This window comes from Weizmannia sp. FSL W8-0676, from assembly GCF_038593015.1.
GTDB lineage: Bacteria > Bacillota > Bacilli > Bacillales > Bacillaceae_C > Weizmannia > Weizmannia coagulans.
In genome coordinates, this window is the sequence record NZ_CP151954.1 from 3,169,387 (window position 1) to 3,188,106 (window position 18,720).

Here is an 18,720-nt window from a genome sequence, read left to right on the forward strand (position 1 = left end):
TAAGGGAAGAGAAAAACATTTGGAGGGAAAAAAATGAGCGAAGCAGCAGAAACACTGGATGGCTGGTACTCACTGCATGATTTCCGTTCTCTCGACTGGGCGGGCTGGAAGGCGCTGCCTGCGGAAGAAAGGGATGCGGCTGTGAAAGAATTCCGGCAATTTCTTCAGCAACTGGATGCCATCCAAAGCAAACACGAAGGGGCTTATGCTTTATACACCATCACCGGCCAGAAAGCCGACTTTGTTTTATGGACGATGCGGCCGGCCCTGGAAGACCTCGAAGAAATTGAAACAGCCTTAAATAAATTAAGGATTGCTGATTTTACAATTCCGGCATATTCGTACATCGGTGTAAATGAACTGAGCAACTATGTGCGCGGCGGGAAAGCGGACGAGTCTGCATATGAAAATCCACGTGTCCGGGAGCGTCTCTACCCGGCATTGCCGAAATCTAAATACTTCTGCTTCTACCCGATGGATAAACGGCGCGAAGGCAATGACAACTGGTACATGCTGCCAATGGAGGAACGCAAGGAGTTAATGAAAAGCCACGGATTGATCGGGCGCAAATATGCCGGCAAGGTAAAACAATATATTCTCGGTTCCACCGGGCTTGACGACTACGAATGGGGTGTGGCTTTATTATCCGATGATGCCCTGCAGTTTAAAAAAATCGTCTATGAAATGCGGTTTGACGAAGCCAGCGCAAGGTACGGAGAATTCGGCCCGTTCTATGTCGGCAGCCTGCTTGACGAAGAACGGTTAACCTCCTATTTGCATATTGGTTAAGAAAAATCCTTCCAGCCTGCTGGAAGGATTTTTTCACGAGAGATCTTAAGCATAACCCGTTTCCGGCCGGCATACACATAAATGTAGTGAATGCCCTTGTTTTTTGTGCATTTTACAAAAACCAGGGCAGACCGATATGCAAAATGGAGGGGGAAATCAGTTGGAAAACGGCAATTACACACCGCCCGTATACGGATATCCTTATTATTACCGGCAGTCCGCACAGCCTTATTACGGAGGATATTATCCGCCGTACCAGGTTCCCGGGGGGCAGCAAGCGCAGGCACCCTCACAGAACCTGCCCGGCCAGCTTCCGCTTGAACAATCGTATATTGAAAATATTTTGCGGCTGAATAAAGGAAAACTGGTCACGCTGTACGCCACGTTTGAAAACAACCGGGAATGGAATGCTAAAGTGTTCAATGGCATTATTGAAGCTGCCGGACGGGACCATGTCATTCTCAGTGACCCGCAAACCGGGCAGCGTTATTTAATCCCGATGGTCTATGTTGATTATGTTGTCTTCTCTGAAGAAATTGAATATGAATACCCATATGGCAGCACAACGCAGGCCGGTCAGCCGCTGGCAACCTATCCGCCACGGGGATAAGCGAAAGAAAAAACAGCTCCGAAACCGGGCTGTTTTTTCTTACATCCACTTTACCGCCGCTATGCCGAGCAGTATCCAGGAAGCAAGGAACGCGACGCCTCCGATTGGCGTAATCGCACCAAGCACACTGATTTTCGTTAAGCTTAAAACATAAAGGCTGCCGGAGAAAAGGACGATGCCAATCAGCATCAACCATCCTGACCAGCTGAGCAGTGCGGATGATTTGAGGGTGCCGGAAAGAATGCCGATCGCAATCAATCCGAGCGCATGGTACATTTCATAACGGACGCCGGTCTCCCAAATATCCAGATACTTCTGATCCATGATCCCTTTCAACCCGTGGGCCCCGAAAGCCCCGAGCGCAACAGATATACACGCGTTCAGTGCTCCCAAAAAAACAAAAATATTCATGCGATGCACTCCCATTTTTTAATGTAAAACGCTGTAGAAGCTTAAAAACAAGTCAACATAAATGTTCATGATAAAAAGCTAGATACCATGATAGGTGTACAAACCGTATAAGAAGCTGCAGAGAAGACAGGAACGCCCGCTTTGGTGGACGCTTGTTTCAATTGTTTGCGATTAAAAATCAAAAATAGAGTCTCCGTTTGCACCACCTTCCATTTTCAACGGCTCCGGTTTCAGCACCGTTTTCGGCACAGAAGGACTGGCAGGCAATGGCTCTTCTGGCTGTACCGCCTTTCCGCTTTCCAATAAAACTTCACACAAAGCTTTTACCGCATAGATATGCTCCCTGAATTGTTCCGCCGGCATTGCCTGTTTTGCCTTTGCCAATTCCTGCTCCATTTTTTTCAAAAGCATCTCCGTTGTAATGGACATCTCCGCACCTCTGTTTAATTTCTATATAAAATAAATGAAATCTGTTGCCTACTGCAAAAAAGTATGAGCAATGAATATAAGTTTTTCCCCCAAGCCCGCGTTCCATTTGCACGATGACATTTTTTCCGAAGGCAACAGAACTGCGATATTTTATTCATTTTATATAGCCTGAAAATTTGTTTTCATCCCGCTGCTGTGATGCGTTCCCTGTAGCATAGGCGTCCAACCTGAAATTTGTAATCGCTAGGTTCATGACTTCCGATCGCATCATGGCTGCAGGGTGCCGGTCCTGACAATGTTTCCTTCCTTTGCTGGCCCGCATTTGTCGTTTGCTTACATTTATTTTAACAGAGGACAATTATCCGAACAATGCGGAACGCTGTCATACCTTGCAAAAAAATCGCCATGTTTCACGTGGAACATTGTCGGATTTCCGCGATGGAATGCGTTTTATATCTTTTCCTGTTCCGGTAGCTGCCAGTCCACTTCTTTTTCTCCCAACTTGCGCAAAATATTATTGGTTTTTGAAAACGGGCGGCTCCCGAAAAAACCGCGATGGGCGGACAACGGGCTTGGATGGGCAGCGGTTAAAACGAAATGTTTGTTGGTGTCGATCAGCGCTTTTTTGCTCTGCGCAGGCCTCCCCCATAACAGAAAAATGACAGGTGTTTCTTTCGCATTGATTTTCCGGATTACTTCGTCTGTAAAAATTTCCCATCCCATTCCTTGGTGTGAATGGGCCTGCCCCTCCCTGACAGTCAACACGGTGTTTAACAGCATCACGCCCTGCTTCGCCCAGCTGACCAGGCACCCGTGCTGCGGAATCCTGCATCCAAGGTCGTCATGCAGCTCTTTGAAAATATTCCGGAGCGAAGGAGGAATATCCACCCCCGGCTTTACTGAAAAACTGAGCCCGTGTGCCTGGCCCGGTCCGTGATAAGGGTCCTGGCCAAGGAGGACAACCTTAATATCCCGGTAAGCCGTATAGTGGAAGGCATTAAAGATATCGTACATATCAGGATGGATCCGCTTTGTTGCATATTCTTTTTTGAGGAACTCCCTCAATTTTAAATAATATGGTTTTTGGAATTCCTCCTTTAAAAGCGGGCCCCAATCATTTTTAAAAATGTCCTTCATTCCATTTACAGCCCCTTTCTTTCTTATACTATAATTTTAACAGTTTCCCTGTCCGGCGGCTGTAAAACTTTTTTTGTTTAAGGACGGCAGGAAGCGGTTATATAAATGTCAAACAGAATCATCACCATTTTTCGGAAGGAGGAAAACAGATGCATAAAGTAGAAGTTGTCGAAAACGGGCTCGAAGCGACGAATAAGATAACAGAGTTTGAAAACGAAGGATTTTCGAAAGACAATATTTATATTTTCTCGCATGACAAAAACCGGTCAAAAGATTTAACCGATGCAACGGAAACGGGATCGGTCGGCATGGAAGAACAAGGGGTCATTGATTCGGTCGGCAATCTGTTCAGGGAGCGTGGGGATGAACTGCGTTCGAAAATGCAGTCGCTCGGACTGTCGGAGATGGAAGCCGTACAGTATGAAAAAGTACTCGACGAGGGGCGCGTTGTCGTCATCGCCACGGATAACCAGGAGGAGCCTGAACACCTGCTGTAAGACCGGACCGGGCCGGCGTTCCTTAAGCCGGCTTTTTCTGCTTTTATCAGGCTAAGTGGCTCTCACTTTTTCGATGCATAGCTTTTGGCAGCAACAACTCATTCAGGCGCGGAAAGTGTTTAATCGCTATAAAAACAAATGATTTAAAAAATACAAAAAACGTTCAATGGGTAAGTCGAGTCTGTATAGTATGTAAAAAAAGGTAAACAGGTTGGGCAATACCTGGCCGTTCTCAATCCTCCGAATCGTTCTCTCGGATAAAGTATCGCCGGCCAGGTCTTTTTGGGTCAATCCTCTTTCCAATCTGGCCGTTTTTATGAACAAACCAACATTTTCGGCGGTTATGATTTTTTGTAAAGGCACCTCCTCCGAATGATATTGTTTATCTTGCATCAGCCGCCCCACCCCATTTATCATTCAAAATAAAACACACACGGTTTGCTGCACAAAATACAAAACGATCAATTTAGAATTCGAATTAAACACGAAATCTTTTGATACTTTTTATTTTAATAAACCATGAGCTGTTGTCAACGAAAAAGTTTTTCGATATTCCTGTTATACCCGGATTTTTTAAGCACTGAATTCAAAGCTGCGTTATTTTCCGGTTGTTAAGCTGGACATTCAAGTATCTCTTCAAACTGAAGGTGGTTTTCTAAAAAAGATATAATAGCCGAAATAAAGTAAAAACGCCCCTCCCAATAAACCTAAAATATTATCCCAATAAAAAAAGAGCAATGGAATTGGTATCAATAACAAATAAAAAATCCCCCACAAAATTCTTTGCCATCTCGGCATATCAGTATCACTCTCTCCAAAAATATATTATACCTGGAATACAATTGAATTGAGAATAAACGTATTACACCACGTGCAACTATTCCCTTTAATGCCGCACTCGATTTTGTAAATATGAATGCTCACAACTAGAAAGCGTTACAAGACCACAATATCATTTATTTCTCCATATTTTTCAGCCTTAAATGTATGTTATGAAAATATCATTCCATTGACAAGGGACATGTTTGTCCGGTTATGTCCTAGGAACGAAAGAAGGGCAAAACCGGGAATGGCACAACCCTCAATTCAGAAGTTTTCCATCCGAAAATCAGTATGAAGCATCTTAATTGGTCCGGGATCCCTCTATCATCTTACGGGATGCCGAAAAAAGATTTCGGTCATACCGAAAAAAATTTTCGTTGACAACAACTGCCAGTTCATTAAGAGCCTCTGCCAAAATAAAAATATACCCTTGAGCGAGGCTCTGGAAAATTAATTATCCCGGTTTTTTTGCCTTTTCATCCAGATTTTCAATTCAATAGAAGTAAAACGGTCATTTTCCTTCAAAAAAAGGGCATACGTATCCCGCCTTCACAAAATGGGTTTTTTTCACTACCCTTTGTGGAAAGGAAACGCTCATTTTATTTATTCACATATCCACCTGTGAATAACTTAATTTGCTCTTTGCAGCCGATTGCGTGTCCATCCACAATTGGCCTTTCCTGTCTGATGGTACGCCATATTTGCCATGATGTGCATAGATATCATGCATCGATCTACATGAGCTTCAACTGCCTGTTTCCCACGCTTGTGAACACGACGGAGACTGTATCCGTCTTTTAGAATGCCAAAGATTCTTTCGATGATCGTCCTGGCACTATATAACACTTCAAATGTGCGCCCATGTTGAGGCAACTCGACATCTACTTGAGGCGTTTGATCAAAGTCTATCCTAAATACTCTTCCTTGTGCTGCCCCATTACAACATTCCGCGTGATTCGCTAGCGGGCAGGTGAGACCTTCTTGCTTGGCATTTGGATGAAATACAGGACAAGTGTAAATATATTGCCCCTTTTCCCGATCAGATCCTCTAAGTTCCATTTTATGCCCACTGATACAGATGGGAGTGCCGTACCGGTTGATTTTTTCAATCCCTCGGGCGGTAGTTGGTTTATCTTTACGGTTCCGTGGATTGATCGGTGCCACCAATTTCGCCTGTAATACATCCTTTGTCACTTTTTGATTTTCCGGCGTTTGGTAGATTCCATCTGCCAGGATAAAGCTCAACTGCTCAGCCATCTCGGGGTGCTCTGTCTTAAACGTTTCCAATGTCGGTTCTAATGTTTTCCCATCGGGTGTATTTCCTTTAAATACTTCCCGCGTCAAAGGCAAACCGGATCTCACCCCGCATACCATTGATAATTTATGCGCAATATAGGAGACTGCATTACTTTTACGCATTACCCCTACATTGTCGTCCGTAAGGACTCTGGGGCAATCGCAATTACCCTCACAAGAACACGTCTTCCTTGTTTTATTCAAGGTTGCTTCTGCCTCTATATGCGATGTATCCACGGCGGCTGCTTCCTCATTCGTTTCAACCACGCCTTCCCCTTTATTATATTCAACAACCAATAGCCGGGCTTTTTCCCAAAGACCATTTGTTGTCATGATTTGATCAAAACGAGCAAAGGAACGGTAGCTCGGAATTTTCTCCGTAAATCCACACATGGTGGCAAATAGCGGGTTTGATTTCACTTGCAAATAGACACTCTCCACCATCACTTCAATATACTGTAAAGAGGCCAGTTCAAAAGCACGAAAAAAGGGCATGAAAGGATGCGGTTTTCTCCCTGCGGGAGAGGGACGAAATAATGAAGACGCAGACTTGTCTTCTTCCTCCGTTATTGAAAATAGTGCCGGTTGTATTTCATTAGAAGGATCATGTGCTCTTTCATTTTTTAGGTGCAAATATAAAAGGGTGTAGTATTCTCGTTCAATCGGCTTAAAAATCTCCCATGGGAAACACATGGCTGGAATGACAAATGGTATATCGGCATAGTCTTGCCAATTGTGGGGAATCAAATTTTGTTGTATTGAAAAGTCTCTGGTTTGTGTTAGAATAGAAATAGTCATGAAATCACTCCCTGGATATTTGGTCGTACTTATATCTTAACAAAGGAGTGGCTTTCATGGCTCTTTTTTTTCAAAAAAAATCATCCTTTTCCGTTTTACAATATTTACCACAGGAATGAGTAGCTTAATCTATTGAAACCCGCCCAAAACCGACCAAAGTGGAAAAATTTAGACACTTATAATAAATAAATTTACCCCATTAAAATCAAAAACTCACAATTTATTTTTACATTTGTCATAATGTTCCTACAAACGTCTTTTTTCTTTAGTGGAATAAATCAACGACCTTTAATTGTCTGACTGCTTACAGTTTCAGGGGATATAGCATTTTGGCAAGGGCTCTAAATTATATAGTTTAATAATGGGGGGCTATTAAACTATATATATAAAAATTAAGATTGGAGTGAAATGTATGGTAAACAGCTTATCTAACAAAAAAAGGGTATTTCTGTTTGTGGTAATTGGGCTGGTACTCGCCACTCTGTCATCGGTTGCGTATATCAGTACACTACAAATCACTATTCATCAAACTGCAGTTTTGCCTGGCAATGCTTACTTAGCAAGCAATCTTGGCATTTCCACCGCCGCAGCAAAGAAGGCTATCGATATTATCGATACTGCTTCAACGATTGCATCAATTATATCTTTAATTGGTGTTGTTACAGGCGCTGGAGCTATCTCTTACGCTGTTGTCGCTACTGCTAAAAGGTTGGCAAAAAAATACAGTAAAAAGTACGCGGCAGCTTGGTAATTAGCATTGCCTCCCCTTTTTTTAGTTTGAAGAAAGAGTTGACGAGTTTATGAAAAATAATAATTATAGTATACTGTATTATATTGTGAAATTTAATATGCTCTCAAAGACAAGAAAAAAATTAGACGATTGGAATCTGAATCATATTGGGGTTAAAAAGGCCTTTTATGCTTTATTATCCTTTATCTTTCTCACTTCATTACTAGTGTTTATTTTGTCGTTTTATATTAGTAAGAAATACATGCTCCCACATACATATTTACAGTTACTGTTGGTATTCATTTTCATTGAACAAATCGCTTCGTCCCTAAGTTTTTTCAAAAACAATAGAGACTATTTTTTAAAAGATGAAAGAAAGATAATCCATCAAAATAGAAGGATTAGGATTGTTCAGTTGAAATCTGTTTTAGTATATAAAACTATTGAAAAAGCAATGCTAACAAGTATTTTAATATTAATACCCGTTTTATTAGCTTTAAACCTAACCCAAAACTCAATTATCGGTATATTTGATTTGCTTCTCATATTACTTATGTATTTCTTTGTTAACTTTTTCTTTTCGTTGTTATTCTCTTACATTCCATATATTTTATCAATTTTATGGTCAAGAGCATTAAAATCATTCATTATAAAAATAATTGCATTAATTATTAACCTATTGGTACCTGTGATTATTGGCTTCTTCGGATTTTATTTGCTGAATAAATTTAATATTGTACAGTCCCTGTATAAATTATCCCATACTAAGATATTTTATTATTTTAAAGTGGCAAACCCTTATCAAGTAATTTGTAAAAATAACATTTCCTCCGACCTAATCATTGTTTCAATTTTGGCGGTTTCATGTGTGCTTGTATATATAATATGGAGCAAAACTTTAGAGAGATTCGACTTAATAGAGTACACGAAATTAAATAATCGAGTTTACTCAAACACAATACCGCTAGCAAATAAAAAGAAAATATTTTATTGTATCTTACATAAAGATAGAGCTTTTTTATTAAGAATCGATGGTTTCTTTTTTAGAAATCTTGGCAACATGCTATTTTTGGTTATGTTTTTTCTTGGATTTGGTTTCCCTTTTATCTTAAGATACTTTAGTGGCTATCCTGTTCAAGCATCGATTATTTCCGCTTTTTTAATTTCTTCATTGTTCTATCAGCTTGTTGGAGATGCAATAAAAATGATTCTTTCCGTTGAATTAGATTTAAAAAATTACCATATTTTTTATTCTAATGTATTTAATTTATGGGAATTAGCAAAACCAAAATTAAGAAATTATAATCTTATTGTTTGGTTTTTAACGATTTTTCTAACCTTTATTTCTTTTTTCTGGCAACCTTATTTCATTCTGCTTCATTTTGTATTTTTTATTATATTTTTGTGTAACGGTTATTTATATAGCCTTATTCAAACAAGTAGTGTTTTACTGTATCCAAAAAAGAACTGGGAGCATTTCTATGAAATCGGGGAATCAAGTAAAGCAAAAACATTTCAACATATCTACGAAGGATGTATCTTTGTCATTATATTACAAATGATTTGTCTCGTCAGTTTCCTGTTAATGAAATTCAGTACTTTTTCTTCAGAGCCTCTGCCAAAATAAAAAATATACCCTTGAGCGAGGCTCTGGAAAATTAATTATCTCGTTTTTTGCCTTTTCTTCCAGATTTTTAAATTTAATAAAAATAAAATGGCTATTTTTCTCCAAAAAAGGGCATACGTATCCTGCCTTCACAAAATGGGTTTTTTTCACTACCCTTTGTGGAAAGGAGACGCTGCATTTGACTTATTCACATATCCACCTGTGAATAACTTAATTCAGTCGATGGCGTGTCCATCCACAATTGGCCTTTCCTGTCTGATGATACGCCATATTTGCCATGATATGCATAGATATCATGCAACGATCCACATGCGCTTCAACTGCCTGTTTTCCACGCTTGTGAACACGACGGAGACTATATCCGTCTTTTAGAATGCCAAAGATTCGTTCGATGATCGTTCTGGCACTATATAACACTTTAAATTTCCGCCCATGTTGGGGCAACTCGACGTCTACTTGAGGCGCTTGATCAAAGTCCAGCCGAAATACTCTTCCTTGTGCTGCCCCATTACAACATTCCACGTGATTCGACAGCGGGCAGGTGAGTCCTTCTTGCCTAGCATTTGGATGAAATACAGGACAAGTGTAAATATATTGCCCCTTTTCCCGATCAGATCCTCTAAGGTCCATTTTATGTTCACTGATACAGATGGGGGTGCCGTACCGATTGATTTTTTCAATTCCCCGGGCGGAAGTTGGTTTATCTTTACGGTTCCGTGGGTTGATGGGTGCCACCAATTTCGCCTGTAATACGTCCTTTGTCACTTTTTGATTTTCCGGCGTTTGGTAGATTCCATCTGCCAAGATAAAGTCCAACTGCTCAGCCATCTCGGGGTGCTCCGCCTTAAACGTCTCCAATGTCGTTTCTAATGTTTTCCCATCAGGTGTATTTCCTTTGAATACTTCCCGCGTCAAAGGCAAGCCGGATTTCACCCCGCATACCATTGATAATTTATGCGCAATATAGGAAACTGCATTACTTTTACGCATTACCCCTACATTGTCGTCCGTAAGGACTTTGGGGCAATCGCAATCACCCTCACAAGAACACGTCTTCCTTGTTTTATTCAAGGTTGCTTCTGCCTCTATATGCGATGTATCCACGGCGGCTGCTTCCTCATTCGTTTCAACCACGCCTTCCCCTTTATTATATTCAACAACCAATAGCCGGGCTTTTTCCCAAAGACCATTTGTTGTCATGATTTGATCAAAACGAGCAAAGGAACGGTAGCTCGGAATTTTCTCCGTAAATCCACACATGGTGGCAAATAGCGGGTTTGATTTCACTTGCAAATAGACACTCTCCACCATCACTTCAATATACTGTAAAGAGGCCAGTTCAAAAGCACGAAAAAAGGGCATGAAAGGATGCGGTTTTCTCCCTGCGGGAGAGGGACGAAATAATGAAGACGCAGACTTGTCTTCTTCCTCCGTTATTGAAAATAGTGCCGGTTGTATTTCATTAGAAGGATCATGTGCTCTTTCATTTTTTAGGTGCAAATATAAAAGGGTGTAGTATTCTCGTTCAATCGGCTTAAAAATCTCCCATGGGAAACACATGGCTGGAATGACAAATGGTATATCGGCATAGTCTTGCCAATTGTGGGGAATCAAATTTTGTTGTATTGATAAATCTCTGGTTTGTGTTAGAATAGAAGTAGTCATGAAATCACTCCTTGGATACTGGATATTGGGTAGTACTTATATCTTACCAAAGGAGTGACTTTCATGGCACTTTTTTTTCAAAAATAATTATGTTTTTCCATTTTACAATATTTACCAGGGGAATGAGTAGCCTAATCTATTAAAACTCGTCTAAAACCGACTGAAATGGAAAAATTCAGATATTGATAATAAGCGAATTTATCCACTGAAATTAAAACTCACCATTTTTTCTTTTATACTTGTCATAATATTCGTGCAAATACCTTTTTCTATAGTGGAATAAATCCACGATCTTTAATTGTCTGACTGCCTACTGCTTCAGGAGATACAGCATTTTGGCAAAGGCTCTAAAATAAAAATATGTCATAAGAATTCGCAATTGTCATTTTGTTTTTCCGGTTTGTCCAGCAAGCCATTGGAATTGCCGTAAGAAACGTGCCCTGTGAGAAAGCGATGCTTGGTAAAAACTCAAACCGCCAGGATCTGCAGTCCCGGCTGTTAAAAAAGCATTTTTTGTTAAAACTGTGGAGTTGTTATTGATGGGAATTTTGAAGCTCGTTATGCTATATATCATAAATACATACTCAACCCGGGGATTTTTAGTGAAAAAAATTTTGAAATTAAAAAGCACGAAAAAATATATACTATTGAGCTTCTTGTTCGAAGCCTGTATATCACTATTTTTAATTTCTGGTTTAAGCAAAATCTTTTTACCGGGCCATGAGCATATTCTTATTGGAGCGGCTCTGATTCTGACTGTTGGGGACCAAGTGAAAGCTGTTCTAACAACAAGAAAAACGTTAGATGAAAGGTACCTAGTCTATCATTTTAGCAGGTATCTCGGGAAGAATAACAATTTAATGAAAAAGGTTATACTGCTTGACTGGATGGTTAGCATGGTGCAAAGTTTAACCAAAATCGTGCCGTTTGGGGTGTTTTTTTATTTACACAGGATGGGAACGAAGTACATATTGATTGTGATTTTGTTCGAACTGCTCCTGTTTTGTATTCATTTACTTGGAAAATCGCTATCTTATCATAAAGGTTTCCGCATTGTGCTAAACCTGACAACAAAAGCTTTGTTATGCTGCTTCGTTTATACCGTTGCTTCCATCTTCATGCAAATCATTTATGAATCAAGACGTAACATATCCACTTATGGATATAAATTAAAAGCCATCACAAATTTAAATAATCAAGCAAAAGAAATACTTCTAAGCTCAAATTTGTTTATCATTTTTAAAAAAGCAGCCTTGTTTGTTGGCCATATGCATATTTTCACGGCTACTTTAACCGTGGTATTGCTATTCATCATTAGTATTGTCATTTTTGCTTTCTCAAAAGATACGAAGGAAGTTCATTATCAAACGCCTTTCTTTGGTTTTTTATATAAAACATTGAACAAGGGGCACTATTATACCTATGCTGACTACTATTCTTTAAAAGCAAACTCAAAAGAATTACCGAATAATCCTTTTGACCTGTTTATCACAGGAGAAGTTTCTGTCAGTACAGGAATTTCATTGGCTTCGGCACCTTATATTCATAATATCATCGTTATCCTTATTTTTATGTTTTTTCAGCTGCACACCATTCTGAAGGGAGCGATAAGCACTACAAGCTTTATCTACAAAAAAATTTTTAAGTTTGAACAAGAATGTTCTATGATGGAAATTTTTAAAATATATGAGATAAAAAAGAGTGATATTCTATTCTCAAAATATGAATTATTAAAAAGAACGATCAATATATATTTATTTTGTCATTTGGTTTTGTTCTTTATTGCAACTTTGTTTATTTCGTTTCAACAAAGTCTATCTTTTTTGATTTTAATTCCATTTTTTTATGCAATAAAAAACGAATATGTTTTATACTCACTTAGAACCAATTATGACGTTTTTGTTTTATTACTTAGCAAAAGTAATCCTCCCAAAATTAACAGGCTGAATGAATTCGATGGATTCTCTTTAATTGCTACAGCGAATAATGTATTATCTAAGCTTGTAACCCAATTTACAATATTAGGGTTGATCATAATAGCGATGTTCAAATTTATCTCGGGGATTTATTGGCTCTGCCCCTTCTTGGCTATCGCCTTTACTCTTTTTGGACAAGTAGTTTACAGCAACAAGGATTACAAAAAAATCAAACAGTCCTGTCAATAGGTTTATTAAAACAAAAAATAACTAAACACGGGGATTTAAGAATTTATGAAAAATATAATTACCACATATAAAAAATACTTTTTTGTTTCTTTAGCCGTTTATTGTATTAGTTTTATAACCGGAGCATTCTTATCAAAATTTTTAAGTTTCAAGTATACCGAAAATGAGCAAAGATTTGTTGACCTGTTTCTTCATAATTATACATTGGGGCTTAAAATCATGGTATTAGGTTGGATTAGTTTGGGTGTAATTAGTATAATATATTTGGGGTATAATGGGGTTTTTTTAGGTGCTTTCTCATTTGCAATTATAAGAAACCATGGGCTCAAACCTGTATTAACCGGAATAATCCCACATGGGATTATCAGCTCTGAGGAGTAAAAATTTTTCGTGATAATTTAACTATTCCCCCCCAAAAATGCGGCTAAATATGTAATAATTTAAATAATTAGAGCTTGCTGGACGAATATTTTGGCATGGCTTAGTGACAAGTCGAATACAAGCTAAAATTTGATTCGTTCAGCAAGCCCTAATTAAACTTGGCTGTTTTGAGGGGGTTTTTATTTTGGTTACTAGAAAAGAAAAAAGAAATCGTGAAAAAGAAGCAAATTATTTTTTCGAGTTCCTTAAAATTCAGAAGCATTTTTTCAAAGACCTGATGAATAACCTAAAAAAGGTAGCAGACCACCGACATCAAAGCTATATCACTTATGGTCCAGAGGTCCTTTTATTTACGATGATGTTGAAAAATATGACCGGCCTAAAATCCATGAGAAACATGAGTGAGAGTTTTAATAAAGAAGAATGTATTAAAAATGTAGGGAAGGTGTTAGGCTTAGATTCTCTTGAAGAACTTCCACATTATGATACAATTAACGACTTTTTATCTGGCTTAGATGTAAATGAATTAGAAAAAATTAGAACGTATATGATTAAAGAATTATTGAAAAAAAGGTCTCTCGAGTCTTATCGAATTGAAGGAAAGTACTGGGGTGTCATCATTGATGGAACTGGATTACACACCTTTCATGAGAAACATTGTAAACACTGCCTGAGACGGGCATATACAAATAAAGAAACAGGAGAAACGAACGTACTTTATATGCACCATGTACTTGAAGCCAAGCTTGTCGTGGGGGATATGGTCTTCAGTATTGCCTCCGAATTTATCGAAAATGAATCAGAAAATGTTTCTAAGCAAGATTGTGAATTAAAAGCCTTCGACAGGCTGGCAAAGAAAATAAAAAAAATATTTAAAAGACTACCGATTTGTATCTTGGGAGATAGTCTCTATGCATGTGAAACGGTATTTAATCTGTGCAGGGCGCACAAATGGAAATATATATGCAGATTTAAGGAAGGGAGAATTAAAAGTATCTCGACGGAGTTTAAGGCAATAAAAGAGCTGGAACAAAGTAAGGATCAGAATTCATTAGTTTGGGTGAATGATATTGCCTACAAAGACAGAACGGTCAATCTGATGGAGGCCACAATGAAAACAGAGGATGGGAAATCGAAAGAGTATGTATTTATAACGGATATTAAAATCACGAAAAAGAACGTGGAACGACTCATCGCTGCAGGAAGAAGCCGCTGGAAGATTGAAAATCAAGGATTTAACGAACAAAAAAATAATCGTTACAATATAGAACATGCCAATAGCCAAAACTACACAGCCATGAAAAATCATTATTTATTAGTTCAAATAACAGATATTATTAGACAGCTGTTTGAAAAAGGTTCGTCAATCTTAAAAGCACTCAAAAAAACGGCAAAAGAAAAATCCTCAAATCTGTTGGAATCGTTTCGGACACGCATTTTAACAGACGAGGATTTCACCCATTTAAGTAAGCCAATACAAGTAAGGTTTACTTAATGGTTATATTATAGCAAAGGATGTGATGTAAAAAAAGGTTTTTTTGAAGTTATCCACAATTTTAAAAAAGAAATTTGCAAATTCGGCTCTTTTTGACTTTGAAAGCAGAAAAAATAGATGGAAAAATTTTCTAAATGTGGATAAGTCATTTTATCATAAAACATCTAAAAATTGATGAATTTACTCTTCAGAGCTGTGGGATTATAGAAGTAATTGCATTTTTGCTTTTTGCAACAATTGGCTTTGAAAGCCTGCGTTGCATTAACATTTTAAAATTGAATTCTAAAAGTGAACAAGAGTTAAGATATAAAGTTGAAATTATAAAGTTAGTATCGATTTTTCTTTTCGCAACCATTTTATTGGTAATTGCTGCATGGATTGAAGCGGACATATCACATGTATAAACGGAAGTGAAATAGATATGGAAAGGATATCAATAAAGCATTTAACTTATGGTTATGAAAATCAACCCAGGTTATTTAATAACGTAAATATCGAGATAGATCAAAACAGTATTGTAAGATTATATGGAAAAAACGGTTCAGGAAAGACTACTTTGCTGAAAATCATTGCAAATATTATAGACGATCCTCATCTGTCTTATGAGTTGCGGTTTTTTGGTGAAAAGCTAAGTTTTGCAGACATTCGCAAGCGTAGAGTATTTGTTGGAGACTCTCCTGTATTTTATGAAGAATTAACAATGGAACAAAATATTCAATTTTACAATTTGTTATTTCATTACGGCCCTGTATTCAGCAAACAAGTATATGAATACTGTAAAAAGTTTGATGTTGATGCCTATAAGAATGAGCAAGTGAAAAATTTGTCATTAGGGACCCGGCAAAAAATCTTTTTATCCATTAACTTATCGATCCCTTCAGAATTGGTCTTATTGGATGAGCCGTTTAATTCCTTGGACACTTCCAGTAGAAAAGTTTTATCTGACATCATCACACAAAGTAAGCAAAAAACGTTTGTTATTGTGTCACATGAAAAGGAAGCAAGCCTGTCTTTCACACATGAATTAAATAGCGAAAATTGGCAGTTAAAAAGTTTAAATAACACGGATGGGGGTGTGGGAGAATGAAATCCGCCATGTTCACGCTGGTACTAATCGCCATTTTTGTTTTTGTCTATATTAAAAAAACGGGGATTTCAAATATATCTATTCCAAAGTTATTGTTTATACCGGCGATTTTTATCGCAGCCTATTTTATAGACAAAAAGTTGCAACAGAAATTACGAAAATAAGCATTCATACCAGCAATTTCCTGGGCCAGTTGCCAGATTAAACATAGGTAAAACAACGATGGGAATGCACTTTTAGAAGAAGCTGGTCCGGAATTGCGCAAATTCATCGTTGTGGAACGCGACGTGAAGCAGGAGCAGTTTCCTCCCATAAACTAAAAACGCCACACAAGATTGTTTCTTTTCACAAAGGGCATTGAAAAAAAACACCCATTTTGTAAAAGAAGGATACGTATGCCCTTTTTGAAGAAAAATGCCCTTTTTATTTTTATTGAATTTGAAAACCTGGAAGGAAAGCCAAAAATACGGGATCATTCATTTTCCAGCGCCTCGATTAAGGGTAATTTTTAATTCAAATAATAACATTTATGGAATCCTCATTTTTATCATTTTTTCAGTTATAAAAGCGCTTTTTGCATATAATGACGGAGACTATATAAGAAATACCAGCAGTTAATAAAACACAAAGCACAAAATAAAAACCTAATTTTAGGTTAGGAGATTGAAAAAATTTGAAATCTTTAAGGCTGAATGATTAACTTTGGAGAGTATAAAAGCAATCAAAATTATCAATATGACAGCAATAGTTAATCCGTTTTGATTGAACAAGTATATAAATGGAATTAAAATAAGCATATACATTAAAGAAATACACAGGGTTAAAAGCCCTATAAATAAGTAAGATTTTAAAGGCAAATTTTTATAAAAGACATATATAATTAAATTAACTAAAAAAGAAAAAATGCTTGAGATAAGACATAACGAAACACCCGTTAAATAACGTGCAAATACTATCCTATTGAAAGATACACCTGTTGTATTTAGAAAGTCTAAAAAGCCGGATTTATTATCATCATTAAATAGTGACTGAATACTATTTAGAAAAAGCATAGTTATAAATAGGGCTTGCTGAATAAACAAAAATTCCAGATTTGACAAGGATTTTGGCCACTTTTGTCGAATATAAAGTGTAAGGATTTTATAGGAAACGTGTAAAAAACCTTGCACTTGGAGGCCGTTACGATGTACAAAAAGACCGAACATCAATTAACTTTTGTAGAAGATTTTTTTCTACCCTTCGGTGGAAAATGAAATAAAGAAAATCGCTGGGTCCGTCTTGCTGAATTAATCCCTTGGTGGAAGGCTGAAGAAAAGTATGCCAAGTCCTTCAAGAAAAAATTCAAAGGCGAAAAGGCTTATTCTGTCAGAGTTGCTCTTGGGGCTCTCTATATCAAAGAACGGCTTGGGCTATCTGACCGAGAAACAGTCGAACAGATCACGGAAAACCCGTATCTTCAGTATTTTATCGGGTTGCCTGAATTCCAGGAAAAAGCCCCATTCGATCATTCTCTGATGACTCGTTTTAGAAAACGTTTGGGTGCAAACATCATCAATGAACTGAATGAATGGATTGTTCTGGAAGAACAAGAACGCCAATCGGAAGAAGCATCTAAGGAAAATGACAACGATGATGATCACCATGATGATGACGATCATAGTAGTGGTGATCATCAACCTTCCGGTCCTGCTTCGGAAGAGAATTCAACTGGATCGGCTTCTCCTAAAACGAAGAACAAAGGAAAGCTCATTCTGGACGCAACCTGTGCACCGGCTGATATTGCTTACCCTACTGACCTGGGGCTTTTGAACGAAGCCCGTGAGAAACTGGAACACATCATTGATGTACTGCATGAACCGCACAAAGGAAAATTACGAAAGCCACGGACCTACAGAAAAAGAGCCCGCAGGGACTATCTTTCTGTCGCTAAGCAACGTAAAGCTGGCGCCCGGAAAATCCGGAAAGCTGTCGGCAAACAACTTGGATATGTGAAACGGAATCTGGAGATCATTGGAAATCTCATTTCCCAAAGCTCCCTGTCTCTTTTGAGCAAAGATGAATATCGACAACTCCTCGTGATTCATGAACTTTACCGCCAACAGGCAGAAATGTACAAAAAGAAAACACATCGGGTTGACCACCGGATTGTAAGCATTTCCCAGCCACATGTCCGTCCAATTGTGCGCGGCAAGGCAAAAGCGAACGTGGAGTTCGGTTCAAAAGTCGCCATCAGTGTCGTAGATGGCTATGCCTTGATTGAGCAACTCGACTGGGAAAATTACAATGAAGGGATCACCCTTAGAGAATCTATTGAGAACTACTACAACCGGTTCGGATTTTATCCAGAAGCGATTTTAGCAGATAAAATCTACCGAAACCGTGATAATTTGGCATACTGTAAATCTCTTGGCATTCGTCTGAGTGGGCCAAGGTTAGGACGTCCATCCAAAATGGAAGACAAAACCTTAGAACATGTGGCAAGGCAGGATGCCTCTGAACGTAATGCCGTTGAAGGCAAATTTGGCGAAGGCAAGCGCAAGTATGGGCTAGGCCTTATTCGAGCACGCCTCCAAGAGACCAGCGAAACAGTAGTAGCCCTTCAATTTCTCATACTGAATCTGGAGCGGAAGCTCAGGGTTCTTTTTTTAAAATTTTTGCACAACACTATTTTATATTTTGATAATCGGAATTTGGATTGTTTGTGACCGAATCTGATTCGTTCAGCAAGCCCTATAGTAGCTAGGGAATTTAATAAGACCTTAAGCGAAATTTAAGAATTGG

At 38.3% G+C, this 18,720-nt stretch carries 15 protein-coding genes and 1 pseudogene; 10 read left to right on the top strand and 6 right to left on the bottom strand.

The features are described 5' to 3' along the window. Positions 1-33 precede the first annotated feature (33 nt). The gene (gene hemQ, locus NST20_RS15570; RefSeq protein ID WP_342399792.1) at positions 34-789 is read left to right on the top strand and encodes a hydrogen peroxide-dependent heme synthase; all 756 of its coding nucleotides are present in this window, start codon (positions 34-36) and stop codon (positions 787-789) included. 160 nt (positions 790-949) lie between these two features. Continuing rightward, entirely contained in the window at positions 950-1,399 is a 450-nt protein-coding gene (gene gerQ / locus NST20_RS15575) for a spore coat protein GerQ (RefSeq protein ID WP_029143103.1), read from the top strand. A gap of 39 nt (positions 1,400-1,438) precedes the next feature. Here the strand turns inward: gerQ and NST20_RS15580 are convergent, their stop codons facing one another. The 3 genes from NST20_RS15580 to NST20_RS15590 form a co-directional block, all read right to left on the bottom strand. Then, positions 1,439-1,810, bottom strand: coding sequence for a DUF423 domain-containing protein (locus NST20_RS15580; protein ID WP_342399793.1), 372 nt, complete (start codon positions 1,808-1,810; stop codon positions 1,439-1,441). Positions 1,811-1,981: 171 nt separating this feature from the next. Continuing rightward, a complete protein-coding gene (locus tag NST20_RS15585) occupies positions 1,982-2,239 on the bottom strand; it encodes a YwdI family protein (RefSeq protein ID WP_061087044.1) in 258 nt (85 codons plus the stop codon). A gap of 450 nt (positions 2,240-2,689) precedes the next feature. Beyond that, on the bottom strand, positions 2,690-3,376 hold the full coding sequence (locus NST20_RS15590) for a uracil-DNA glycosylase (protein ID WP_026684560.1): 687 nt from the start codon (positions 3,374-3,376) through the stop codon (positions 2,690-2,692). A 149-nt stretch (positions 3,377-3,525) separates the two neighbouring features. On the opposite strand from NST20_RS15590, the gene NST20_RS15595 reads away from it, so the two are divergent. Beyond that, the gene (locus NST20_RS15595; protein WP_046721728.1) at positions 3,526-3,873 is read left to right on the top strand and encodes a general stress protein; all 348 of its coding nucleotides are present in this window, start codon (positions 3,526-3,528) and stop codon (positions 3,871-3,873) included. Between the two features lie 126 nt (positions 3,874-3,999). Here NST20_RS15595 and NST20_RS15600 read toward each other — a convergent pair whose 3' ends face one another. Both NST20_RS15600 and NST20_RS15605 read right to left on the bottom strand, forming a co-directional pair. Further along, a complete protein-coding gene (locus NST20_RS15600) occupies positions 4,000-4,266 on the bottom strand; it encodes a helix-turn-helix transcriptional regulator (RefSeq protein ID WP_342399794.1) in 267 nt (88 codons plus the stop codon). A 1,059-nt stretch (positions 4,267-5,325) separates the two neighbouring features. After that, on the bottom strand, positions 5,326-6,789 hold the full coding sequence (locus NST20_RS15605) for a transposase (RefSeq protein WP_342399478.1): 1,464 nt from the start codon (positions 6,787-6,789) through the stop codon (positions 5,326-5,328). A 412-nt stretch (positions 6,790-7,201) separates the two neighbouring features. Between NST20_RS15605 and NST20_RS15610 the strand changes: the two genes are divergently transcribed. Both NST20_RS15610 and NST20_RS15615 read left to right on the top strand, forming a co-directional pair. Then, complete coding sequence (locus NST20_RS15610; protein WP_342399542.1) at positions 7,202-7,540, top strand: uberolysin/carnocyclin family circular bacteriocin; 339 nt, start codon at positions 7,202-7,204, stop codon at positions 7,538-7,540. 394 nt (positions 7,541-7,934) lie between these two features. Beyond that, entirely contained in the window at positions 7,935-9,146 is a 1,212-nt protein-coding gene (locus NST20_RS15615; protein WP_342399541.1) for a hypothetical protein, read from the top strand. Positions 9,147-9,356: 210 nt separating this feature from the next. On the opposite strand, the gene NST20_RS15620 is transcribed toward NST20_RS15615, so the two are convergent. Continuing rightward, complete coding sequence (locus tag NST20_RS15620) at positions 9,357-10,811, bottom strand: transposase (RefSeq protein WP_342399540.1); 1,455 nt, start codon at positions 10,809-10,811, stop codon at positions 9,357-9,359. A gap of 539 nt (positions 10,812-11,350) precedes the next feature. Between NST20_RS15620 and NST20_RS15625 the strand changes: the two genes are divergently transcribed. The 5 genes and pseudogenes from NST20_RS15625 to NST20_RS15645 all read left to right on the top strand — a co-directional run bounded on the left by NST20_RS15625 (position 11,351) and on the right by NST20_RS15645 (position 18,644). Beyond that, complete coding sequence (locus tag NST20_RS15625; protein ID WP_342399795.1) at positions 11,351-12,976, top strand: hypothetical protein; 1,626 nt, start codon at positions 11,351-11,353, stop codon at positions 12,974-12,976. Between the two features lie 45 nt (positions 12,977-13,021). Further along, positions 13,022-13,357 carry a stage II sporulation protein M gene (locus NST20_RS15630; protein WP_342399796.1) on the top strand — a complete coding sequence of 112 codons (336 nt, stop codon included), beginning with the start codon at positions 13,022-13,024 and terminating at the stop codon, positions 13,355-13,357. Between the two features lie 184 nt (positions 13,358-13,541). Next, entirely contained in the window at positions 13,542-14,852 is a 1,311-nt protein-coding gene (locus tag NST20_RS15635; protein WP_013858128.1) for a transposase family protein, read from the top strand. 421 nt (positions 14,853-15,273) lie between these two features. After that, positions 15,274-15,939: an ABC transporter ATP-binding protein gene (locus NST20_RS15640; protein ID WP_013860792.1), complete on the top strand. Its 666-nt coding sequence runs from the start codon at positions 15,274-15,276 to the stop codon at positions 15,937-15,939. A 1,184-nt stretch (positions 15,940-17,123) separates the two neighbouring features. Then, positions 17,124-18,644 (top strand): annotated as a pseudogene (locus NST20_RS15645) (IS5-like element ISBco3 family transposase). The last annotated feature ends 76 nt before the right edge of the window (positions 18,645-18,720 follow it).